Genomic DNA, 24005 nt, shown 5'->3' on the forward strand with positions numbered 1-24005 from the left:
ACTGACGAAAGCTGGCTGCTCTCAGCAGGCAAGTCGCATCCGAATTTGCTGCAACTGCTGCTCAACCTGGTCAAAGCCCGTGCCCCCCTCGCTGCGCCTGGCCGCCACCACCTGCTGGGGAGTAATGGCCTCATAAATGTCGGCTTCAAAGGCAGGGTGCAGCTGCTGCCAGCGCCCTAGGGGCAGGTCGCGCAGCAGGATTCCCTCAGCCAGGCAGCCCTTCACCAGGCCGCCCACCAACTGGTAAGCCTCGCGGAAGGGCACCCCCTTAGCCACCAGGTAGTCGGCCACATCAGTGGCGTTGGAGAAATCCGCCGCCACTGCCGCCTCCAGGCGCTGGGGCCGAAACTCGAGCCCCTCTTCAAACAGAATCGCCATCGCCTCCAGGCAATCGAGGCAGGTACGCACCCCGTCAAACAGGGCCTCCTTGTCTTCCTGGAAGTCCTTGTTGTAGGCGAGGGGCAGGCCCTTGATCATGGTCAGCAAACCCATCAGGTGGCCAAACACCCGGCCGCTCTTACCCCGCACCAGCTCGGGCACATCAGGGTTCTTTTTCTGGGGCATCAAGCTGCTGCCAGTCGCACAGCGGTCGGTGAGGCCGATAAAGCCAAACTCTTCGCTGGCCCAGAGAATCACCTCCTCACTGAGCCGGCTTAGGTGCACCAGCACCAAGCTGGCGGCAGCCATGAACTCGACCGCAAAGTCCCGATCACTAACCGCATCGAGACTATTGGCGTAGATGGTGTCAAAGCCCAACTCGGCGGCGGTCTGGCGCCGATCGATGGGCACCGGCGTGCCCGCCAGGGCCGCGGCCCCCAGGGGACAGATATTCACCCGGCCGCGCACGTCTGCCAAACGGGCCCGGTCCCGCTCGGCCATCTCGATGTAAGCCAGTAGGTGGTGGGCCAGACACACCGGCTGGGCCCTCTGCAGGTGGGTGTATCCGGGGATTAAGACCGTGCTATGCAACTCGGCCTGAGCCAGCAGGGCCCGCTCAAAGCGCAACAAGCCCCCGTCAATGGCATCAATTTGGCCGCGTAGCCACAGACGCAGGTCGGTGCCCACCTGGTCGTTGCGACTGCGGCCGGTGTGCAGTTTCTTACCCAGGGGGCCGAGTAACTCAATCAGACGCCGCTCAACGGCGAAGTGCACATCTTCAGCCTCCAGGCCGGGGTTGAACTCGCCCCTGGCTGCCTCAGCTCTCACATTCTCCAGGCCCTCGATCAACTGGGCCGCCTCGCTCTCGCTGATCACAGCGCAACTACCCAACATGCGGGCATGGGCGATGGAGCCGTCCAGGTCTTGCTGCAGCAGGGTGATGTCAAAACCGATCGAAGCGTTGAAGCGCTCGATCGCCGGATGCAGGCCCTGCTCGAAACGCTGGCTCCAGGTAGACGCAGTGGAATCAACAGCCATTCGGGGCTCGGCGGGCGGCGCTAGGCAGGTAATCAGCTTGGCAGGGAGGGCAGCATCAGCTCCTCCTTCACCTTGAGCACCACCATCGAAGCGTCATCGTCGAGCTGCCGGTCTGCCCCCACGAAGCGATCGAGCCGGGCAAACAGCTGGTCGAGAATCCCCTGAGCGCCGATGCCGGAGCGGCAGGCCACCTGCAGCTGAAGCACCAACCGCTCCTCGTCGAAGCGCTCGCCGCTGAAGCCAGTGGCCTCAGTCACCCCATCTGTGTAATAGAGCAGCACATCGCCTGGATCCAGCACGATCTGCTCAAGACCGTAATCGGCTTCGCTCTGCAAACCAATCAGCAGACCTGGGGCATCAAGGCGCTCCACCTGGTTGCGCTGGCGCCGCCAGATCAACGGCGGATTGTGGGCCGCATTGGCGTAGCGCAGCAGGTGGGTGCGGGGGTCGTAATCGGAATAAAAGAGGGTCACAAACCGGTGCGACTGGGCCAGGTCTTCCTGGGCCAGCTGGTTGAGGTCGTGAAGGATGCGCTCGGGGGAGTGGCCGCTCAGCACCTCGGCCCGCAACATGCCGCGCAGCATGGTCATCAGCAGGCTTGCCGGCACGCCTTTGCCCATCACATCGCCCATCACCAGCGCCCAGCGGGCCTGTTCGCGGCGGCGGCCCAGCAGCTGGGGGCGGGTGGGGATGAAGTCGTAATAGTCACCACCCACCTGGAAGGCGGGGCGGCAGCGGGCGGCCAGCTCAACGCCATCGATCACCGGACAGCGGTCCGGCAGCAGCTGGGCCTGGATTTCAGCACCGATGCTGAGCTGGCGATCGAGCCGCTCGTGGCGCCGCATGGTCTGGAGCAGGGCCTCGTTTTCCAGAGCCACGGCGGCAAGGTCGGCCACCAGCTGCAGGTGGCGGCGATGCACCTCGCTCCAGGCAAAGCCCTGCCGATTGCTGAAGATGTAGAGGCGGCCTCGCTGGAGGCTGCGGGAAACCACCGATGTGGCAACCACCTGGGCTTCGCCCAGCAACCGGCCCACCCGCTGATCAAGCAAGGCCGCCACAGCCGCATCACCGCTGAGAGCTGCCAAATCCCCATCCGCCAACGCCGCCAGCTGGCGCACCAGCTCGGCGCAGGGCTCGGCAGGCGTGGCCTGCAGATACTCGCGCCAGAGGCGGCCATCCTCGTGGAATACCACCAGCACTGCCCCCTCGGCTTCCACCAGCCGGGCCGCCACCAGCGGCACCAGCTCCAGAAAGCGACCCAGATTGGTGAAACTGCGCAGGGCAAAAGCCAAGGAAGCCAGCAGCTCCTGGTTGCGCCGCTGCTCGCGGCTGAGGCTATCGAGCAGTTGCCGCAGCGAGGCTGCAGCCGACAACAGGGCCGGACCCTGGGGAGAAACCGGATGGGGGGGCGGCTTGTTGCTCACCGATTGGGCACGGTGCGGCCGCAGCGGTTTCGCAAGATAGCGGCGAAGCGGGCAAGTGCCCTACCGGCCAAGGCAAGCAGGACCTCAGCGAGCCAGCAAGGCCTCAACAAACTCAAAGCTGTTGAAGGGGCGCAAGTCGCGAATACCCTCACCAGCGCCAATGAAACGGATTGGCAGCCTGGCTTCAGAGGCGACGGCCAGGGCCACACCACCACGGGCGCTGCCATCGAGCTTGGTGAGCACCACGCCGGTTAGTCCGGCGGCCTTGGCAAAAGCCATGGCCTGACGCAGGCCATTCTGACCCTGGCTGGCATCCAGCACCAAAAGCGACTCCACCACCGCCTCCGGCGCCAGCTTGTCGACAATCCTGCGCACCTTGCTGAGCTCCTCCATCAAGTTGTGCTTGGTCTGCAGGCGGCCAGCCGTGTCCACCAACACCAGCTCAGTGCCCTTGGCCTGGGCAGCACCGATGGCGTCGTAGACGACGGCCGCTGGATCCGCATTGGCGCTGGGATTGGAGATCACCGGCACCTTGCTGCGCTCACCCCACACCTGCACCTGCTGCACCGCCGCGGCCCGGAAAGTATCAGCAGCAGCGATCAAGCAGCTGTAGCCGCTGCGCACCGCCAAGTTGGCCAGCTTGCCGAGCGTGGTCGTCTTGCCCACGCCGTTTACCCCCACCAACAGCCATACGTTGAGTTGCTCGCGGCGGGGGGCTAGCAGGGGCTGGCCACTGGCCTCGATCGGTTGGTCGAGAATGGCGCGCAGCTGCTCCTTAAGGAAGCGCAGGCCTTCGGCGGGATCCACCACCTCCTGGTTGAGCCGCTGGCGCAGGGCACCAAGGGCCCGGTCGGTGGCCTCCACCCCAACGTCTGCCCGCAGCAGGGTGGTTTCCAGACCATCAACCACCTCTGGCGTAAGCGGGTCATCACCCAGGTTGTCGAGCAGCTGGGTGACCAAGCCCTGGCGGGTTTTCTCGAGGCCCTGGCGCAAACGAGTGAGCCAGTCGATCTCCTCAAGCGAAACCTGATCAACCCGCTTGCCCTGGGCCGCGAGTACCTCAGCCGACCAGGTGAAGGTGGCGTCGAAAGCGCCCAAGCTGGGCTCAGCTAGTTCGGGCGCTGCAGGGGCTTCAAGGGCGGGAGCTCCTGGAGCCGTGATCGCCTGTTGACGTTCGGCCCGCTGGGCCGCTGCCTGCTCCAGCAGGGAAAGGGGCGCGGCCACTGGAGTGGCCGGTTGGGCAACCTGCTGAGGATCCTGCTCAAGACCCTGTTCGGGCTGCTGGGTATTGATCAGTACAGGCTGTACAGAATCTGGAAGAGGGGGCTCAGTGGCAGATTCGGGCTCAAGCTGCCGCCGCTTTTGCTCCTCCTGCTGAGCCTTGAGGCGGGCGTAGGCCTGGCGGGCCCATTCGAGCGCCTCAGCGTTGGGATCGGAGGAAACCTCAACAGGCTGTTCTTGAGCCTGTTCTGGACCCTGACCCGAAACCTGTTCAGAAGCTGGCGGCGGGGTTGCTGATGGGTCAGCTGGGGATGGGCCGGTGCGATTAAACCAGTCGTAAACCATGGCTTGCTCAGGCCTCCGCCGCGGAACGAGCTGCCGTAAAGCGCCGCAGCACCCCGTTGATCATGCGGCGGCCCTGCTCATCGCTATAGCGATTGGCTAACTCCACGGCTTCGTTACAGGCCACAGCAGGGGGGGTGCGGAAGCTCTCGAGGTCTACGGCTGCCAGCCGCAGGATGTCCCGATCGATGCGGGGCAGGCGAGTAAGACGCCATCCCTCCATCACACGATCCAGTCGCTCATCAATCGCCTGACGGTCGCGCAGCACGGCCTCGACCCGGGCAATGGCGCCTAGGCGAACCTCATCTTGGTCGGCCAGCATCAGCAGCCGGGGCAACTCCAGGCTTGCAGAAAGGCGGTTAAGGGCCTGTTCAGCCGCGACCAGGCCGGCGTTGAGGTGCTGGCGCACCCGGGGCAACTGCTGCTCACCCTGCTCCTGCAACTCGCTATCAAGCAGTTGCTGCTGGGCGGCCTGCAAGTCTTCGGCGGAGCGATCCAGGGACTCACGCACGTCCTGGCTGAGGGTGGCGAGCACCTGCTGCAACAGGCCCTCCATGCCAGTTGGCAAGGCCGGGGCAGACGAGCCGCGATCACTGGTCTGACCAAGCATCAGCAGGGCCAGTTCACGGGAGAGGGTGCGGCTCTGCATCAGGTGGGTTCTGCCTCAGGAAAGTTGGGGGGTGCGCAGCTGGGCCAGCAGGCTGGAGAAGCTGCGATTGGGGGTGGAGCGCTCGTCGGGGTTGACGATGCCGGCGGAAATGATCGTGCGGAAAGCATCCTCCACCGAGATCTCGATATCCTTAACAGAACCCTCTGGCACAACGGTGTACCAGCCGGTGGTTGGATTCGGCGCAGTGGGAATGAACACACTCAGCATGGGCTCAGTGAAGCCTGCCTGCAGGGCAGAGCCGATCGCGCCAGTCACAAAGCCCAGGGCGTAGAGACCCTCGCGGGGATACTCCACCAGCACGACCCGACGAAACTTGCTGGAGTTGCCCTGGAGGAAAGTTTCCAGCAGCTGCTTGAGGGTTTTGTAAACCGAGCCAGCTAGGGGGATGCGCAGCAGAGTCCCTTCGCCAAACTCAAGCAGCCAGCGACCAACAATGTTGCGGGCCATCAGGCCGATCAACAGGATGCCGAGCAGGGGCACCAGTAGACCAACGCCCAGGTTGATCAGCTCCTGCAACACCGGATTGAGGGTATTGAAGGGATTGAACTGCTTAGGGATAGAAGTGAGAAACGCCAGCACGAAACGGCTAACCGTGGTGCCCAACCAGATCGTGGTTGCCAGTGGAATCACCACCAGCAAACCAGCGATCAAATCGTTCTTAAGATCGGATTGAAGCCGATCCCCTAGGGGCTGATCCGATCTGGGGCTGGATTGAACCAAGTGACAATCCGGAGATCCGGCCTGCAGCAATCTGCTTTCAACTTAGCCAGCCGTCCTCACAGCAGGGCCACTAAGGCCAAAAGCACGAAGCCGATAGCCAGCACCACCGCTGTGCCGGTGCCCACGAAGCGACGCTGCTGAATGGCCAGATCACGACCCAAACGGGCCTGGCCAAGTTGCTGCTCAGCACGCTGAAGCTGGGGTTTGATCTGAGTGTCGATGACCCTGCGAGCCTTCTGCTTTTTAATCTCCGAACTATCGGTGGCAGGGAGCTGGCCGCTCTGCTCGCCCTGGGCAACCAACTGATCGATGAAGGCGGGATCTTGAAGCTGCTGCTTCTGGCGCTCTAGCTCGCTGGTCTGCTGGGCGAGGGCGGCATCGGCCTGCATGGCCTGCTGCTCAAGGTTCTGGGTGGAAGTGATCGACAGAGGAACAGCAACCACCATCGCCAACGCCAGCAAGCCGGAGAGCACCACCACGCTCCAGCGGAGCGGGGTACGCCCGGCGGCGGGATGGTCGAGGCGACTACCGAGCAACATCAGGAGCAGGCCCACCAGGGCGATCGGCGCCTCGCCAACTAGGCGATCGGCGAACATGGCTCGGAACGGCTCCAGAGCCCAGTTCCAGCTGGCCAACATGGCTAAAAGGTGCAACCCGAAGATCACGACCAGGGTGAGACCGAGCCAGCGCAACAGGTGGCCCAGGCGGCCGAAGGAAGCAGTGCTCACAGAAGGGTCTCGCGGCAGATTTAGACAACGGCGCAACTGTACGGGCGATGACGCTGCACGCCCACCACGACCTTGCACTCCGTCTAAAACAGCAAGCCCAGCAGCTTGGGTTTGACCCGGTGGGCCTCGCCGCCGTACCAGCCGGAGAGCGCCTAGAGCTGCGCACGGCGGCCCTGGAGCGCTGGCTTGCAGCGGGATATCAAGCCGACATGGCTTGGATGGCCGACCCGCGCCGGCGCGCGGTGGAGCAGCTACTGCCCGGGGTGCGCAGCCTGCTGGCGGTGGGCCTCAACTACTACGTGGAGGCCGATCGGGCACCGGGGGCGCTCAAGGTGGCCCGCTACGGCTGGGGGCGGGACTACCACCGGGTGATCGATGGCCGCCTGCGCCAGCTGGGTCGCTGGTTGGAGCAGCAGGTGCCTGGGGTGGGCTGGCGGGCCTGCGTCGACAGTGCACCGCTGATGGATAAGGCCTGGGCCGAGCAGGCCGGCCTGGGCTGGATTGGCAAAAACGGCAACCTGATCAATCGCGAGCGTGGCTCCTGGCTACTGCTGGGCCACCTGCTCACCACCTTGGAGCTGCCTGCCGATGCTGCCGCCACACCCCTTTGCGGCAGCTGCAGCCGCTGCCTGCCTGCCTGTCCCACCGGCGCCATCACCGAGCCCTTCGTGGTGGACAGCCGCCGCTGCCTGGCCTTTCACACCATCGAAAACCGCGATCCCGAACTGCCGCAAGCGATCACCAGCAAATTGGAGGGCTGGGTCGCCGGCTGCGACATCTGCCAGGACGTGTGTCCCTGGAATCAACAGCCGCTGCGAAGCAGTGAAGATCCGGATCTACAGCCCCGGCCCTGGCTGCTGAACCTGCAGGCCGAGGAAGCCCTGGGGTGGAGCGACGCCGACTGGGATACCAAGCTGCGAGCCTCGGCCCTGCGCCGACTCAAACCCTGGATGTGGCGGCGCAACCTGCGGGCCAGCCGGAGCGGCACTGCCTAGGCTGGCCAAACCCGTCTCCCCGTAATGGCTCCGCGCTGGTCGCGCCCTGATTTCAGAACTGCCCTGCTGCCCGCTGCCCTCGGGCTGCTGCTGACAGCGGGGCTGCCCGCCCGGGCGTTGGTGCCCTACGTGTACGTGCCCCAACGGCAGGAACTCGAAGCTGCCGGTCTGGGCATCGCCCAGGCGGCGGCCCGGCTGCTGCGACTTGGTCAAGCCAAGGACGCCGCCAGGCTGGCTGCCCTGACTGTGCAGCTGCTACCAGAAGATCCCCGCGGCTGGGTGTTGCTGGCTGAGGCCCAGCTGCGCAGCAACCAGCTTGAACAGGCCGGCACCTCATTGGCCAAGGCCAAGAAACTCGATTCAAGCAACCCTGGAATCTGGTTTGCCGAGGGTTCCCTAGCCCTACGGGCCGGCAAACCCAGTGAGGCCATCGGCCTGTTGGAGCAAGGCCTGAAACTGGATAAGCGCAACGCCGGCGCCTATTTCGACCTGGGCAACGCCCGCATCCTGCTAGGCCAGAGCGGCCAAGCCTTGGCTGCCTTTGAGCGGGCCTCTTCCCTGCGCAAAGGCTTCTGGGAAGCCCTCAACAACCAGGGGCTGGTGTTGTTCGAGCAGGGCAATAAAAAGGCGGCTATCAGCCGCTGGCGCGAGGTGTTGAAGATCAAGCCAGATGCGGCTGAACCAACCCTGGCCCTGGCTGCCAGTCTGTTTGCCATCGGTCCGGAAAATCGCAGCGAAGCTGTCGAATTGGTTGGCAAGGCCCTCGACACCGAACCCAACTACGTGCTCGACAGCCACCAGAAGGACCAGCTCTGGGGACCGAAGCTACGCAGCAGCACCGCCGAACTCTTCAAGCTGGCCGAACTCAAACCCGTGGTGGATCGGGCCCTTGCCAATGCCAGCCCGGAGGGCGAAAGCAGCGACGAGGAGTAGATGGGGAGGCCTGGACATCATCTGTAGGCTGAGCCCCAGCTTGCTGCCCCAGACCCCAACACCGGATGGCCGAGGAGCGATCAGGCGAATCCATCGGACCGGGCAACGACGCCCGCATCGAACCGATTGCGCTGCACCTGGAGATGCAGCGGTCCTACCTCGAATACGCCATGAGCGTGATCGTTGGCAGGGCCCTGCCGGACGCACGCGACGGCCTCAAGCCAGTGCAGCGCCGCATCCTGTTTGCGATGCACGAGCTGGGGCTCACCCCGGATCGCCCCTACCGGAAATGCGCCCGGGTCGTCGGCGACGTACTCGGCAAGTACCACCCCCATGGTGATCAGGCCGTCTACGACGCCCTGGTGCGCCAGGTGCAAACCTTCGCCAGCCGCCATCCCCTGCTGGATGGCCACGGCAACTTCGGCTCCGTCGACGACGACCCCCCGGCGGCGATGCGCTACACCGAAACCCGCCTGGCTCCGATCGCCAACGAAGCGCTGCTGGATGAAATCGGCGCCGACACCGTTGACTTCGCGGCCAACTTCGATGGCTCCCAGCAAGAGCCGACGGTGCTGCCAGCCCAGCTGCCCTTCCTGCTGCTAAATGGCTGCACCGGTATCGCCGTGGGCATGGCCACCAACATCCCGCCCCACAACCTGGGCGAGGTGGTGGATGCCCTGATCGCCTTAGTTCGCAAACCGGAGCTAAGCGATGAAAAGCTGCTGGAGCTAGTGCCCGGCCCGGACTTTCCCACCGGCGGCGAAGTGCTGGTGGGGCAAGGAGTCCGCGATACCTACCTCGTGGGCCGCGGCAGCATCCCGATGCGGGGAGTCGCCCACATCGAGGAGGTACAGCCCGGAAAGGGACGCCATCGCCGCGGCGCCGTGGTGATCACCGAGCTGCCATACCAGCTCAGTAAAGCCGGCTGGATCGAGAAACTGGCTGAGCAGGTAAACGACGGCAAGATCGGCGGCATCGCCGATATCCGCGACGAAAGCGACCGTGAAGGCATGCGGGTGGTAATTGAACTCCGCCGCGACGCCAACGCCGAAACCGTGCTGGCCGACCTGCAGCGCCGTACCGCCCTGCAAAGTAACTTCGGCGCCATCATGCTGGCCCTGGTAAACGGCCAGCCGGTGCAGCTGAACCTGCGGCGCCTGCTGCAGGAATTCCTGGACTACCGGGAACTGACCCTGATCCGCCGCACCCGTCACGCCCTCAAGCGCTGCGAAGACCGCCTAGAGGTGGTGGAGGGCCTACTAAAGGCGCTCCATGCCCTGCAGCAGGTGATCGCCCTGATCACCGCGGCGCCCGATGCCGCCAGTGCCCGGGCGGCCCTACAGGTGCAACTCGACCTGAGCGAGCGTCAGGCCGATGCGGTGTTGTCGATGCCCCTGCGGCGCCTCACGGGCCTTGAACAGGAAAGCCTGCGCAAGGAAGCTGCCGAACTGGCCGTGGAGCGGGAGCGACTGCGCCACCTGCTCGACGACCGCACCGTGATGCTCGACACCCTGGTGGCCGAACTCAAAGCCCTGCGCAAGCGCTTTGCCACGCCCCGGCGCACCCGGCTGGTGGAGGGCGGCGATGCCCTAGTGGCCCAGCGAGCCGCAGCCATCCGCCCCAACGCCGAACTGCAGCGCCAGCAAGCCTTTGGTGCCCTAGCCCCCGAAAGCCGGCTGCTGATCCAGGCCGATGGAGCCGTGAAAATCATTAGCTCCCAGATGCTGGGGCGCCTGCACCTTGATGAGGCAATAGAACTAGGGGAGCACCCCTCGCCAGCACGCTTAATCCTGCCGATCGCCGAGCAACCGCTGCTGCTGGCCTTCACGGGTAGTGGCCGGGTGGCCTTACTGCGCTGGGAATTCGCCGGTCAGCAACCGGGGAAGCTGGAGCGCTTCCTCCCCGACAGCATTGAAGGCGAAGCGGTGGTGCAGGTGCTTCCCCTACCCAGCCAAGGCAGCCTGGGACTGCTAAGCAGCGACGGGCGCTTCAAACGGCTGCCGATTGAGGAGTTTCAGGAACTGTCTGGCCGGGCCACCACCGTGCTCAAGCTCAAGGAGGGCGTGACCCTGCAGCGGGTGGTGGCCGGCCAGGAAGGAGACACCCTGGTGGTGGCGAGCAGCACGGGCCGCGTGCTGCGGCTAAGCCTCGATGAAACCCAGCTGCCCCTGATGGGGCGCGCTGCCCAAGGCCCCCTATTAATGCGCCTGTTGCCGGGTGAGCAGCTGGTGGGTGCCGCCTGCCTACCTGCAAAGGAAGCGGAAACCAACGACGCAAACCAAAGCACAGTGGTGCTGGCCACCGCCAGTGGGCAACTGAAGCGGCTGCTGGTGTCCAGCCTGCGGCCCTGTCAGCGGGGCGACATGGGTCAGATCGGCCTGCGGCTGCAAGAACGGGGCGATTACCTGGTCGACCTGCAAAGCCCAACCGGTACTGCGGTTGGAAGCGCCGTGCTGGGACTACTGACTGATAAGGGCTGGAGCTGCCGCATCGACCTAAACGAGCTGGAGGGCGAAGACACCAGCGGCACTGGAATCAACCTGAAGCTGCCCCAAGGACAGCAAATTCAAGAACTGATTCCTCTTATCAACTAACTGCCAATCAATTAACTGCCAAGGGAACCAAGCAGCCCTTAGAGCTCTTGCAGCACCTTGGCAGCGATGCCAGCCGGCTCAAGCATCAGCTTGCTGGAGCTCACCTGCTCGTCCATTTCGATGGGATAGGCACCGTCAAAGCAGGCGGTGCAGAAGTGGGAGGAATTGGCATGGGCCGCATCCACCATGCCCTGCTTGCTCAGGTAAGCGAGTGAATCGACGCCAAGGTGGGCGGCGATTTCTTCCAGGGTGAGGCGCGCAGCAATCAACTGGTCCTGGGTATCGGTATCGATGCCGTAAAAGCAGGGATGGGTGACTGGCGGCGAACTAATCCGCATATGCACCTCGGTGGCCCCTGCATCCCGCAGGGCTTGCACCAACTTGCGACTGGTGGTGCCCCGCACTATTGAATCGTCGATCACCACAACGCGCTTGCCGGCGAGCACATCTGGCAGGGGGTTGAGCTTCACTCTGATGCCGGCCTCCCGCATCGCCTGGGTGGGCTGGATGAAGGTGCGGCCCACGTAGCGGTTCTTGATCAAGCCATCAGCAAACGGGATACCGCTGAGCTGGGAGTAGCCAATCGCCGCCGGAATACCGGAATCGGGAACGCCGATGACGATGTCGGCTTCTACCGGTGTTTCACGGGCCAGGGCCTCGCCGATTCGCACCCTGTAGCTGTAGAGGGATTCGCCAAAAAAGCGGCTATCTGGCCGGGCGAAATAGATCATCTCGAAGACGCACAGCTTGGTGGGCTGCTCGCACCAACGGCTGCGGCTGGGTTCGGCTTGGCCTGGACGGAAATGGATGATTTCGCCGGGCTCCACATCGCCATCAAAGGCGGCTCCAATGATGTCTAGCCCGCACGACTCACTGCTCACCACCCACTGGGCTTGCTGCGTTTCACCGATATGACCAAACACCAAAGGCCTAATGCCATGGCCATCCCGGAGGGCGAAAAGGCCATCAGTGGTGCCGATCACCAGGCTGAAGGCACCGCGGCAGCACTCGGCAGCGGCCCTAATCGCCCCATCCCAATCCAGGCCGCGGTTCACGGCCTGCTGAATCGCAAAAGCGATCAGTTCGGAATCGGTGGTGGAGGTGAGCTCACTGGCAATGGACGCCAGGTCGTGGCGGAGCTCGGCTGCGTTGACCAAATTGCCGTTATGGGCAAGGGCGAAAGGACCAATGCGGGTGTTGAGCACCACCGGCTGGGCGTTGCAAACCTTGCTGCTGCCGGTGGTGGAATAGCGGTTGTGGCCGATGGCTAGATCGCCAGTGAGGCGCTCCAGCACGGCCTGATCAAACACCTGGCTCACCAGGCCCATGTCCTTGTGCAGGCGCACCTTGCGCTCTGCATCAAACACGGCGATACCTGCCGATTCCTGGCCCCGATGCTGCAGGGCGTATAGGCCGAAGTAGGTGAGGTTGGCCACCGGTTGCCCCGGCGCCAGCACGGCATAGACGCCGCAGGCTTCCTCGGGCTTGTCCGGACGCATCACCAGCACAGGCCCATCAACAATCACGGTGAAATTTCATTCTGCACGAGCGCCATCGCCCATTCGCCTCGGGATGGCCTGCTCGTAGCAGGCCTCCAATGCCGCCAGGCTCTGCTCAAGCAAAGGTTGGCCTGCTTGGCGAATTACCAGGCTGGCAGCAGCTGTAACCGCGCCAAGCCGCTCTGCCGGCACTTCAGCCAACGCCAGAGCCTGCTGCCAGGCGGCATCCTGATCGGCGGGCACGCTCACCAGGATGCGGGCACCACCCTCGGCAAACAGCAGCCGATCCAGCCGGGTGCTGCTGGCCGGGATCTCCAGCTCAGCCCCCAGAGGTATTAAAGCAATGGTGGCGATGCAGCACTCGGCCGCAGCCACCGCCAGGCCGCCATCGCTGAGGTCGTGGGCGGAAGCCACCAAGCCCTGGGCAATCGCTTGGCGCAGGAAGCCCTGAACCGAACGCTCCAGAACCAAATCAATCTCGGGCGGGCGCCCCGTGACGGCTCCATGCAGCCGCTCCAGATAGCTGCTGCCGGCCAGGCTCAAGCGGGGATCGGCGGGAGCCTCACCTGTTTCCAACGGCACCCCCAGCAGCCAGATGGCGTCGCCGGCCTGGCGCCAGGCCTGGCCGCGCACGTGCTCAAGGTTGTGCACCATGCCCACCATGCCCACCACGGGGGTGGGGTGGATCGGCTGCATGCGGCCATCGGGCAGGCGGGTCTCGTTGTAGAGGGAGACGTTGCCGCCGGTGACAGGGGTATCCAGGGCGCTGCAAGCAGCCGAAAGGCCGCGGCAGGCCATCGCCAGCTGCCAGTAGCCGGTGGGGGTTTCCGGCGAGGGGAAATTGAGGTTGTCCGTCACCGCCAGGGGCTCGGCGCCGACACAGCTGAGGTTGCGGGCCGCCTCGGCCACCGCCGCCATGGCGCCGCGCTCGGGATCGAGGGATACCCAGCGGTTAGGGCAGTCCACCACCGCCGCCACGCCACGGCTGGCTGCCGCCATGGCGCCCTCGCCCTGCTGGGGCCGCAGCCGCACCACGGCCGCATCGGCGCCGCCGGGGGGCACCACGGTGTTGGCCTGCACTTGGTGATCGTACTGGCGGTATACCCAGCGCTTGGAGGCGATGGTGGGGTCATCAAGCAGGGCCAGCAGGGCCCCATCCCAGCTGAAAGGCAACTCAGCTGGTAACTGGGTCTCGCTCCAGCGCCAGTGGGCCTGGATCTCAGCAGGCGGTTCGCTCAGCAATGTGTGGTGGTTGATCGGCGTGTCGTCCGCCAGGGCGCTGGCGGGAACCTCGGCCGCCACCTGGCCGTGCTGCAGCACCCGCACGATGTTGTCTTCCAGCACCCGGCCCACCACTGCTGCCTGCAGCCCCCAGCGCGTAAAGCGCGCCATCAGCGCCTGCTCCGTGCCGGGCTTGACCACAAACAACATCCGCTCCTGGGATTCGCTCAGCAAAAACTCGTAGGCGGTCATGCCGGCCTCGCGGGCGGGCACGCGGTCGAGATCCAGCTCAATTCCCAGCCCCCCCTTAGCGGCCATCTCCGAGCAGCTGCAGGTGAGGCCGGCGGCGCCCATATCTTGAGCCGCCACCACATCACCGCTCTGGAATGCCTCCAAGCAGGCCTCGATCAGTCCCTTCTCAAGGAAGGGATCGCCAACCTGCACGGCAGGGCGATCATCCAGGGAGGCATCGGTGAGCTCAGCGGAGGCAAAGCTGGCGCCGCCCATGCCGTCGCGGCCGGTGGTACTGCCCACGTACACCACGGGGTAACCCACTCCTTCAGCACCGGAGCAGACGATCTCCTCGGTTTCCATCAGCCCCAGGGCCATGGCGTTCACCAAGGGGTTGCCGGAGTAGCTGGGGTCAAACGCCACCTCCCCACCCACGGTGGGCACGCCCACGCAGTTGCCGTAGTGGGCGATGCCGGCCACCACGCCCTCCATCAGACCCACGTTGCGCTCGTCCTCCAAGGGACCGAAGCGCAGGGCATTGAGCAGGGCTATCGGCCTGGCTCCCATGGTGAAGATGTCGCGCAGGATGCCGCCAACGCCGGTGGCCGCGCCCTGGAACGGCTCCACGGCCGAGGGGTGGTTGTGGCTCTCGATCTTGAAGGCCAGGCGCTGGCCTTCACCCAGATCCACCACGCCTGCATTCTCGCCAGGGCCCACCAGGATGCGCGGGCCGGTGGTCGGGAAGCCCTGCAGCAGCGGCCGCGAGTTGCGGTAGCAGCAGTGCTCCGACCACATCACCCCAAACATGCCCAACTCAGCGCGGTTGGGAGCGCGGCCGAGGCGACAGCAGATCTCGTCGTAGTCGGCCTGGCTGAGGTTCTCCTTCTTGAGGGCATCGGGAACCGAATAGGCCGGTGCTTCGAAAGAGGCGGCAACCACGTGCAGCTGGGCAAGATCACTCCAGTCTCGCCGAGCGGGTCTCACAGCAACTGGAACTGGTCTAAGCGAGGTTCAAATCCAGGGATCTTCATCATCAGCAGGCGGTCCAGAACGGCGGCGGCGAGGGGGGGCATCAGTTTCGTAGGGCTGATCTAACCCCTCCGGCTCCTGCCAGGGCGGCTCCTCAAGCCAGCCCTCCAGCCTCTCCTCAAATCGGTTGCCCGCCTCCTGCACCTGATCGCGCCACCGCCTTGAACGACGCAAAAACTCTTGCCGCACACTTGCCCGGGCTAGGGGCAGGTCGTCGATGCTCTCCAGCGCGGTGAGCACCTGGCCGGGCTGCTGATCCAGCAGGCGATCCAAGCTCAATCGCCAACGGCTACTGCCCGGCAGGCGTGGATCACTGCGACTCACCAAATAATGGCGAATACGGCCACTACGCAACTCGATGGCGGCATCAGCCAAGGTGCCGATCGGTTGCTGGCGGCGATCCAGCACAGCCGCATCGATCAAAGTCGGCAGCTTCTCCAACACACCAAGCTCTGTTTCAGCTGGTTCACCCTGCACAAGTGCTTCCAGCTCAGAAATGCCTCGCAACTGGTTGAGACGCCACACCTCCCGGCGATTGCCAAAAGCCGACGGTTTTGAAACCCAACCCAGCACCCGATGCACAGGGGGATGCATCCACACCTGCACGCCCGCACCGTGATCGAGCCCCTGATCGCAGCGAACATGCCGGCGCAGTAACTCACTCAGCAGCACCTGCTCCGGAAGGGGAGCCAACGTCAGCTGCGGATCTGAACGGGCATCACCAAGTAGGTGAATTGATCCCCTTCCGCAGGAGTCAAAATCACCGGCGTGGTGGGGGCGTTGCACTGCAGCAGCACCCGATCACAGGCCATGGCCTTGAGACCATCGAGCAAGTAGCGCACGTTGAAGGCAATCTGAATCGCTTCACCCTCGATGGTGGCAGCGAGTCCTTCAGAACCACTGCCCACGTCCTGGGCATCGGCCTGAATCAATATTTGACCGGTGGCGGGCTCGGCACTGAGCTTGACGACATTGTTGTGCTGGTCAGCAAGCACAGCGACTCGCTCAAGAGCCGACACCAGAGCGCGGCGCTCGAGATTGATCGTGCGAGTGAAGCTCTCTGGAATCAGCTGGCGGTAGTTGGGGTAGGTGCCATCAAGGCTGCGGCTGGTGAGCACCTGGTCGGCCCAAAGGAACACCACCTGGCCGCGATCACAGAACAGGCTCAAGGGCTCTTCAGATTGACGTCCTGAGAGCAGACGCTCCAGCTCCCGCAACGAGCGAGCTGGCACGGTGACGGCAAAAGGCTCCTCGGCTTCGTTTTGCGCAGAGGCGGTCGCATGGGCAAGCCTGAGCACTGCCAGGCGATGGCCATCGGTTGCCGCACATTCCAGCCCGGCCGGATCAAGGCCCAGGTGCACACCAGTGAGCAGTTGCTTGGCTTCGTCGCCACTGCTGGCAAAAAGGGTGGCGCGCAGACCCTTAACCAGGGCTTCTGCTTCCAGACGAATCGGCGTACCGCTCTGCACTAGGGGCAGGTCAGGAAAATCATCGGCAGGCATGCCCCGCATCTGGTAGCTGCCCGAAAGGCTGGTGAGCTCCACCTGCTCGGAACCTTCAGCGCAATTCAGCGTGATCGGGCTATCACTCGAGAGGCGCGAAACAATTTCGCCAAACAACCGGGCGGGCAGGGTGATGGCGCCGCTGGTTTCAACGCTGGCGCTGATGCTCGTCTGGATACCCAGGCTGAGGTCAAAACCGGTGAGGCTGAGTCGACCCGTGCCCGCATCAGCGGTGAGCAGCACGTTTGCCAGCACCGGATGGGTGGGGCGACTGGCCACGGCCCGGCTGACCAGCTGCAGGCTGGAGCTGAGTTCAGACTGGGAGCAGACCAGCTTCATGGCGTTTGTGCTGGGGAGCCTGACGGCTTGATCAAGGGTGACCCCACGCTTCCACAGGGCGGCTGATTCCGCAACGCCGGTGATCCGTCTTGCTGCGCTCTTCTAAGGGTTTGATTGATCAAGTTCAAGAAAGAAATTAAAATCGTATTAGTAGGGGTTGAGGAAACCGGGGAAAACCGAAAAACTCTCCGCTGCAGCTGGGTTTGATCTGGATCAGCCCTGGGGTTTGGCCTGGGCTAGCTGGGGTAAAAATCAGCTTTTCCGCCGTTTCCAGCAGGTGTGGAAAACATTGGGATTGAGGAGCTTGGCCAAGGCGAGAGCTTCTCCGCGGTTTCCAGGGCCTTTTCCCCAGCTGTTCAGCAGACGCTTTGCTGATTGGTTGAAGGTTTTGGTCAGGTCTGGGTTTGTTTAAAAACCCATCACTTCGGCCACCTTGGCGGTGTCCGCCTCCAGACCGGTATGGAAGCGGGCGTCATTGTTTTCGATGGCGGTAGTTGGATCCTTGAGGCCGTTGCCGGTGAGCACACAAACCACCGTGGCTCCCTGGGGCACGTCCTGGTGGTGCTTGAGCAGGCCTGCGACCGAGGCGGCACTAGCTGGCTCGCAGAACACGCCTTCGCCGCTGCCCAGCAGCTTGTAGGCATCAATGATTTCAGCGTCGGTGACGGCCATGAAGTTGCCACCGCTTTCGCTGCGCACGTTTAGGGCTTTTTCGCGATTCACCGGGTTGCCGATGCGGATCGCTGTGGCGATGGTGTCTGGCTGCTCAACCGTGTGGCCCAGGACCAAAGGAGCAGAACCCGCCGCTTGAAAGCCCATCATTCGGGGCAGCTTGCGGCAATGGCCCTCTTTTAGGTACTCGTTGAATCCCATCCAGTAGGCGCTGATGTTGCCGGCGTTGCCAACCGGGATGCATAGCCAGTCCGGCGCTTCACCAAGGGCATCCACCACCTCGAAGGCGGCGGTTTTTTGCCCCTGCAATCGGTAGGGGTTCACCGAATTCACCAGGGTGACCGGGTATTTGTTGGCAACTTCCTGCACGATCGCCAGGGCTTTGTCGAAGTTGCCCTGGATGGCGATCACCTCGGCGCCGTAGAGCAGGGCTTGGGCCAGTTTTCCCTGGGCTACATAGCCATCTGGGATCAGCACGAAGGCCCGCATGCCGCCGCGGCTGGCGTAGGCGGCCGCCGCGGCCGAGGTGTTGCCTGTGCTGGCGCAGATCACTGCTTCAGAACCGGCTTCCTTGGCTTTGGAAATCGCCATGGTCATGCCCCGGTCTTTAAAGGAGCCGGTGGGGTTGAGGCCGTCGTATTTCAGATAGACCTTGACGCTGCGGCCGATTCGTTCGGCGATCACGGGGGCTGGAATCAGGGGTGTGGAGCCCTCCCGCAGGGTGATTACGGGTGTGCGCTCTGAAACTGGCAGCCAGCGGCGATAGGCCTCGATCAGTCCAGGCCAGTCCTGCATGGTGGGACGGGCAGCAAAGGGGACCTTGCTCAAACGCTGCAGAGAACGGAGCAAGGACACAATTTGGACAGTGACTTCAGTGAATCTACGGCGCAGCAGCTGGCGCGTCGCCGCGCAACCCATCCAGCGGTGATTCGGAGAAGAAGCGCACCAGCTCGGTGATCGAGCTGGTTTTGCTGATCAGGTTCATCAAGGCGGGGATGCTCACTTCCATCTGCTGGGCGGGATAAGCGCGCAAGAAAGAAATTGCAGATATCGAACCGTTGCCTTCAACGACCCCCAGCACCATGGCGGAGCGCATGGCTGGAATCCCGGCCTGGGATGCCTTGAGCGGAAACACGATTACAGACAGGCGCTGCAGGATTGCCTCGCCGATTCGGGTGTTGAGCAGCCTGCTCACCAGGCTTACAGGCAGGCTCACCGACTGATTCAGCAGCTTGGCGATTTCCTGGGGATTTTGGCGGCTGAAGCTCAAAACATCGGCCAGCAGGCCTCGGGCTTGGCCGGTCTTAGCCAGATGCTCCAGGTCTGCAACGGCGATGGAGCGGCGAAAGGCACCGCTCACAAACACCAGGTTTTCAGCAGCACTAGCTGGCTGCAGGCTGACCGCAGGCCAGGGAACGACCAGGCTCAGGCCCAGGGCGATGGCAACAAGGGCCTGACGCTTACGGCCTAACGACGCTATTTGCATGGCGATAAGCCTACGGCGATTGCTTTCAAATTCAGGCGGCGACGAGCACATCTCGCACCAGGCGAACCATGCTGCGCTCGGCCAGGCCCTTGGCTAGTTGAACTCCCATCTGGCGTAGTTCAGGTTCTCCCACAAGGCGTGGCAGGCGGCGCAGCAGCATCTGGGGTTCGAAGCCGGGCAGGGCTTTGAGTATGCCCATTAACTGGCGCACTGGCTCGAGGTCGAGCAGCGGTTCAGCCGCCTCGCTTAGCCGGTGACGGCGCAAACCTGGAGGTTGGAACCGCTCTGGCAGGCGCTTGCCGATGCGCAGGGTGGTTTGCCAGGCCATGGCATCCATGCGGCCCACCATGGCGTCTACCAGCTGTTGGCGTAGCAGCCCGCCGTTGGCTGAGAAAAGAAAGCTCAGTACCTGATCGAGCAGCCCTTCGAGATCGAGCTGGGCTCCTTGGGAGGCGCTAGCGATCAGGTTGTCGAGCCGTTGCCAGCGGAAGATGTCGCCGTCGAAGAGCATCTCCTTGAGGCTCTGGCGCAGGGTGGGATCGGGGTCTTCCATCAGCCGCCGGGCGAAGTAGGGGTAGGCGGCGCCAAGGATCTTGAACTCGGGATCAACGCTGAGGGCGATTCCCTCCAGGGTCACCAGCGAGCGGATGATTAGGGCGTAGTAGGGCGGCACCTGGAAGGGGAAGCGATACATCACGCCGGAAAGGTCATCTGTGACCGCTTTGAAATCCATGCGGCTGACTCCCTGCTCGATCGCTTGACCGAACACCTTTTCAAAAGCTGGCACTATCGGCTCGAGATTTACGTCTTCGGCCAGGAAGCCCAGGCTGACGAAATCCTTACTTAGCTTGCCGAAACTGCGATTTACCAGATGCACAACCGCCTGAATCAGGCCGGTGCGCGATTCGCGGCTCACTTCGCTCATCATGCCGAAGTCGAGGTAGGCCAGCCGGCCATCTGCCATCGCCAACAGGTTGCCGGGGTGGGGGTCGGCGTGGAAAAAGCCGTGCTCTAGTAATTGCTGCAGGCTGCAGTTAACACCGACGTTCACCATGTCGTCGGGGTCTACGCCGATGCCGCGCACCGCTTCGAGATTGGTGAGTTTCACCCCCTCCATCCATTCCATGGTGAGCACCCGGCGGCTGGTGGCCTGGTGGTAGATGCGGGGAACGGTGATCCGGGGATTGTGGGCGTGTAATTCGGCGAAGCGCTCGGCGTTGGCGGCTTCGTTGAAGTAGTCCATCTCCTCAAACACCCGCTTGCCCAGTTCATCGATCAGGGCCACCAGGTCGGAGCGGATTAGGCCGACGTTTTGGTTCAGCCAGGAAGCGATGTTGCGCACGATGTAGAGGTCGAGCGTGATCTGCTCCCGCAGGCCCGGGCGCTGCACCTTTACTGCCACCGCCTGACCCCCCTTGAGCACGCCCTTGTGCACCTGGCCCAGCGAAGCGGCCGAGATCGGCTCGGCGTCTAGTTGCTCGTAGATATCGAGTACGGCAGCGCCTAGGTCCTCTTCGATGCAGGCCATCGCTAGGGCTGAGTCGAAGCCCGGCAGCTGGTCTTGCAGCTGGGCAAGTTCCTCCAGCAGCAGTGGCGGCACGATGTCGGGCCGGGTGGATAGGGCCTGGCCGGCCTTGATGAAAGCGGGGCCGAGCGAAGCCACTAGATCCGCTGCCTCCTTGGCGCGGGACCTGGCTACCTCCGTAGTTTTGAGGCGCCCGGTGAGCCAGTCAAAACCCACCCCAAGTAGGTAAAGCCCGATTGGTACCAGGGTTTGCCACAGGCGCCGGAATAGCCGTTGCGGGTGGCCGGTGTAAATCCGGGTGATGGCGGCCGGGTCGTAGCTCAGCAGGCCAGCGGCCTCTAGAAAGTCACCCAACTCGGCTTGGTTGTTGTCGGGATCCATGGGAGTTGGGCGGGCTAAGCACCGCTAAGGCGCACCAACCCCCTTCTAAACGAATCCCACTGCCGCTACGGTCTGGCCGGTACCCCAGTCCGGTTAGCGGAGACCGACGTGCTCACGGGACTGCGCCTCAGCAACATCGCCCTGATCGAGCGGCTGGAGCTCAGCTTCAGCGAGGGCTTCACGGTGCTGACCGGTGAGACGGGAGCAGGTAAATCGATCCTGCTTGATGCCCTCGATGCCCTTTTGGGTGGGGCCCAGGGCAGCGCCGGCGCCCGGTTGCTGCGGCGCGGCGCTGAGCGCGGCACGATCGAGGCCAGCTTCAGCCTTTCGCCCCCTTTGCAGGCCTGGTTGCAGCAGCAGGAGCTGGAGGTTGAGGAGGGCGAACTGCTGCTTTCGCGTGAGTGGCGCCTCACAGAAGAGCGCCTCAGCAGCCGCAATCGGCTTAATGGCGTGGTGGTGAGCCGGGCCCAGATCCAGGAGCTGCGCCCCCTGCTGCTCGATCTCACCGTTCAGGGCCAAACCCAGCAGCTGGCGCGGCCCGGTCAGCAGCGCCGCTGGCTTGATCGCTTTGGTGGCGAAGGCCTTCCGCTTTTGCTGGCGCCGGTGGCGGCGGCCTGGCGCCACTGGAAACAGGCGGCGGCGGCGCTGGAGCAGGCCCGTAGCGACTGGGACCAGCTACAGCAGCAGCGCGCTGCCCAGGAGCAACTGCTGGCCGACCTGGAGGCGGCCCAGCTGCAAGATCCGCAGGAGCGTCAGCAGCTCCAAAACGAGGAAAACCGCCTCGCCCATGGGGTGCGGCTGCAGGAGGGGGTGATGGTTTTGCTGGGCCGCTTGCTGGAGGGTGCAGAGCAGGCGCCATCGGTGCTCGATCACCTGGCCGCCTGCGAACAGGAGCTGCTGCAGATGGAGGCCTTAGATGGCGGCGTCAGTGAGCTGCGCAGTTGCTGCAGCGATGGTTTGGCGGCTTTGCAGGATCTAGCCCGCGATCTGGATCGCTACGGATCTGGTCTTGATAGTGACCCAGAAAGCTTGGCGGAGCTCCAGGAGCGGATGGCCCAGCTCAAGGCTCTGGAGCGGCGCCATGGCCAGGATTTGGCTGGCTTGATCGCCCTGCGCGATCGCCTGCGGCAGCAACTGGCCCCCGGCGGTGGCGAAGTTTCCCTGGAGGCCCTGGAGCTGGCGGAGCAGCGAGCCCGCCAGCTTCGCGATCAGGCCAATGCCTCGCTCAGCGCCGCCCGCCGTCAGGCCGCGACTGCCCTGGAGCAGCAACTGATGCAGGCGCTGCGGCCGATGGGATTGGCCAATGTGCGCTTCGCGGTGGCGATTGCACCCGCGTCAGCGGGGGAGGAGGGAGCCGATGCGGTGCAGTTTCAGTTTTCCGCCAACCCGGGTGTGCCCCTGGCGCCCCTGGCTGAGGTGGCTTCAGGCGGTGAGATGTCGCGCTTTCTGCTGGCTCTGAAAACCTGCCTGGCTGCGGCAGACCAGCACGTCACCCTGCTTTTCGATGAGATCGACACGGGCGTGAGTGGTCGGGTGAGCGGCGCCATGGCCGAGCTGCTGGCCCGCCTGGCTAAGCAGCGCCAGGTGTTTTGCGTCACCCACCAACCCCTGGTGGCCGCGGCGGCAGACCACCACTTCCGTGTCTCCAAGCAGGTGTTGGAGGGTGTTACCCATACGCGGGTGTCCCAGCTGCGGGACACCCAGGACCGTCAGGCGGAGCTGGCCGAACTGGCGGGTGGCGATTCCGGCGAGGCCCGCAGCTATGCGGCCAGCCTGCTCGATCAACACGGTCACTAGAACCCCTACAGCACTGGTATGTGCCCAGGGCAAGGGGAGCATCCGTAGACTTGCTCGTTCATGAGCCGTCTGGATGCCCCGCGCCAAGAGCTCTGCTGCCTCTAGCTCTGCCACCAACGGTGCAGCCGCTAGCAGAACCCTCGCCCAGACCGTTCACGAAAAGGTCCTTGACCCGAGCCGTGTGCTCAGCGGCGGCTCTTTTGAGGATGTGATCCGGGTGCGGGGCGCCCGTCAGCACAATCTCAAAAACGTAGACCTCACCATCCCGCGCAATCGCCTGGTGGTGTTCACCGGTGTGAGCGGCAGCGGTAAGAGCTCGCTGGCTTTTGACACGATCTTTGCCGAGGGCCAGCGCCGCTACGTCGAGAGCCTGTCGGCCTATGCGCGCCAGTTTCTGGGCCAGGTGGATAAGCCCGATGTGGATGCGATCGAGGGGCTCTCACCGGCCATCTCGATCGACCAGAAATCCACCAGCCACAATCCCCGCTCCACCGTTGGCACGGTGACGGAGATCCAGGATTATTTGCGCCTGCTATTCGGCCGGGCTGGGGAACCCCATTGTCCCCAGTGCGATCGCTCGATTCGGCCCCAGACCATCGACGAGATGGTGGACCAGATCCTGGCTTTGCCCGAGGGCACCCGCTACCAACTATTGGCGCCGGTGGTGCGCGGCAAGAAAGGTAGCCACGTCAAGCTGCTGGGCGGTTTGGTGGCCGAGGGCTTTGCGCGGGTGCGCATCAATGGCGAAGTGCGCGAGCTCGCCGACAACATCGAGCTAGATAAAAACCACGCCCACAACATTGAGGTGGTGGTGGACCGGCTGGTGGCGAGGGAAGGGGTGCAGGAACGGCTCACCGATTCGCTGCGCACTGCTCTTAAAAGAGGTGATGGCCTGGCGTTGGTGGAGGTGGTGCCCAAGGCCGATGAGGAGCTGCCCGATGGGGTGGAGCGGGAGCGGCTCTATTCGGAAAATTTCGCCTGCCCGGTGCACGGCGCCGTGATGGAGGAGCTGTCGCCTCGGCTGTTCTCCTTCAACAGCCCCTACGGCGCCTGCCCCGACTGCCACGGCATCGGCCACCTGCGCAAGTTCACCGCCGAGCGGGTGTTGCCCGATCCCTCCCTGCCCGTTTATGCGGCGATTGCGCCTTGGGCCGATAAGGACAATTCCTATTACTTCTCCCTGCTTTATTCGGTTGGGGAGGCCTACAAGTTTGAGATCAAGACGCCTTGGAATCAGCTCAGCGCTGAGCAGCAGGAGGTGCTGCTGCATGGCAGCCAGG

18 protein-coding genes are annotated in these 24005 nt (G+C 63.8%); 5 read left to right on the forward strand and 13 right to left on the reverse strand.

The features are described 5' to 3' along the window. Positions 1-21: 21 nt before the first annotated feature. The 6 genes from argH to KBY85_RS05990 all read right to left on the reverse strand — a co-directional run bounded on the left by argH (position 22) and on the right by KBY85_RS05990 (position 6521). Positions 22-1416, reverse strand: a complete 1395-nt coding sequence (argH, locus tag KBY85_RS05965) for an argininosuccinate lyase (RefSeq protein ID WP_254941695.1) — start codon at positions 1414-1416, stop codon at positions 22-24. Between the two features lie 32 nt (positions 1417-1448). Continuing rightward, positions 1449-2840, reverse strand: a complete 1392-nt coding sequence (locus KBY85_RS05970) for a GAF domain-containing SpoIIE family protein phosphatase (protein WP_254960582.1) — start codon at positions 2838-2840, stop codon at positions 1449-1451. 84 nt (positions 2841-2924) lie between these two features. Next, on the reverse strand, positions 2925-4406 hold the full coding sequence (gene ftsY / locus KBY85_RS05975) for a signal recognition particle-docking protein FtsY (protein WP_254960584.1): 1482 nt from the start codon (positions 4404-4406) through the stop codon (positions 2925-2927). 7 nt (positions 4407-4413) lie between these two features. Continuing rightward, entirely contained in the window at positions 4414-5052 is a 639-nt protein-coding gene (gene nusB, locus KBY85_RS05980; RefSeq protein ID WP_254941698.1) for a transcription antitermination factor NusB, read from the reverse strand. 15 nt (positions 5053-5067) lie between these two features. Beyond that, positions 5068-5793, reverse strand: coding sequence for a DUF502 domain-containing protein (locus KBY85_RS05985; RefSeq protein ID WP_254960585.1), 726 nt, complete (start codon positions 5791-5793; stop codon positions 5068-5070). A 56-nt stretch (positions 5794-5849) separates the two neighbouring features. Next, the gene (locus KBY85_RS05990; RefSeq protein WP_254960586.1) at positions 5850-6521 is read right to left on the reverse strand and encodes an HpsJ family protein; all 672 of its coding nucleotides are present in this window, start codon (positions 6519-6521) and stop codon (positions 5850-5852) included. 47 nt (positions 6522-6568) lie between these two features. On the opposite strand from KBY85_RS05990, the gene queG reads away from it, so the two are divergent. From queG to KBY85_RS06005, 3 genes are all read left to right on the forward strand, one after another. Beyond that, positions 6569-7516: a tRNA epoxyqueuosine(34) reductase QueG gene (gene queG / locus KBY85_RS05995; RefSeq protein WP_254960587.1), complete on the forward strand. Its 948-nt coding sequence runs from the start codon at positions 6569-6571 to the stop codon at positions 7514-7516. Positions 7517-7540: 24 nt separating this feature from the next. Then, complete coding sequence (locus tag KBY85_RS06000) at positions 7541-8449, forward strand: tetratricopeptide repeat protein (RefSeq protein ID WP_254960588.1); 909 nt, start codon at positions 7541-7543, stop codon at positions 8447-8449. A 65-nt stretch (positions 8450-8514) separates the two neighbouring features. After that, complete coding sequence (locus KBY85_RS06005; protein WP_254960589.1) at positions 8515-11043, forward strand: DNA topoisomerase (ATP-hydrolyzing) subunit A; 2529 nt, start codon at positions 8515-8517, stop codon at positions 11041-11043. A gap of 38 nt (positions 11044-11081) precedes the next feature. On the opposite strand, the gene purF is transcribed toward KBY85_RS06005, so the two are convergent. From purF to KBY85_RS06040, 7 genes are all read right to left on the reverse strand, one after another. Continuing rightward, a complete protein-coding gene (gene purF / locus KBY85_RS06010) occupies positions 11082-12542 on the reverse strand; it encodes an amidophosphoribosyltransferase (protein ID WP_254960609.1) in 1461 nt (486 codons plus the stop codon). 36 nt (positions 12543-12578) lie between these two features. After that, complete coding sequence (gene purL, locus KBY85_RS06015) at positions 12579-14933, reverse strand: phosphoribosylformylglycinamidine synthase subunit PurL (protein ID WP_254960590.1); 2355 nt, start codon at positions 14931-14933, stop codon at positions 12579-12581. Positions 14934-15005: 72 nt separating this feature from the next. Then, complete coding sequence (locus KBY85_RS06020; RefSeq protein WP_254960591.1) at positions 15006-15716, reverse strand: RNA methyltransferase; 711 nt, start codon at positions 15714-15716, stop codon at positions 15006-15008. 2 nt (positions 15717-15718) lie between these two features. Next, positions 15719-16864: a DNA polymerase III subunit beta gene (dnaN, locus tag KBY85_RS06025; protein WP_254960592.1), complete on the reverse strand. Its 1146-nt coding sequence runs from the start codon at positions 16862-16864 to the stop codon at positions 15719-15721. A 408-nt stretch (positions 16865-17272) separates the two neighbouring features. Further along, entirely contained in the window at positions 17273-18331 is a 1059-nt protein-coding gene (gene thrC, locus KBY85_RS06030; protein WP_254960611.1) for a threonine synthase, read from the reverse strand. An 85-nt stretch (positions 18332-18416) separates the two neighbouring features. After that, positions 18417-19022 carry an alpha/beta hydrolase gene (locus KBY85_RS06035; RefSeq protein ID WP_254960593.1) on the reverse strand — a complete coding sequence of 202 codons (606 nt, stop codon included), beginning with the start codon at positions 19020-19022 and terminating at the stop codon, positions 18417-18419. Positions 19023-19053: 31 nt separating this feature from the next. After that, positions 19054-20928 carry an AarF/ABC1/UbiB kinase family protein gene (locus tag KBY85_RS06040; RefSeq protein WP_254960594.1) on the reverse strand — a complete coding sequence of 625 codons (1875 nt, stop codon included), beginning with the start codon at positions 20926-20928 and terminating at the stop codon, positions 19054-19056. A gap of 108 nt (positions 20929-21036) precedes the next feature. Here KBY85_RS06040 and recN point away from each other — a divergent pair, with 108 nt between their 5' ends. Together recN and KBY85_RS06050 are read left to right on the forward strand one after the other, a co-directional pair. Beyond that, the gene (recN, locus tag KBY85_RS06045) at positions 21037-22725 is read left to right on the forward strand and encodes a DNA repair protein RecN (protein WP_254960595.1); all 1689 of its coding nucleotides are present in this window, start codon (positions 21037-21039) and stop codon (positions 22723-22725) included. A 73-nt stretch (positions 22726-22798) separates the two neighbouring features. Continuing rightward, the coding region (locus KBY85_RS06050; protein WP_254960596.1) for an excinuclease ABC subunit A at positions 22799-24005 on the forward strand (1207 nt) is incomplete at its 3' end.

The organism is Cyanobium sp. BA5m-10, from assembly GCF_024346255.1.
GTDB classification, from domain to species: domain Bacteria; phylum Cyanobacteriota; class Cyanobacteriia; order PCC-6307; family Cyanobiaceae; genus Cyanobium_A; species Cyanobium_A usitatum.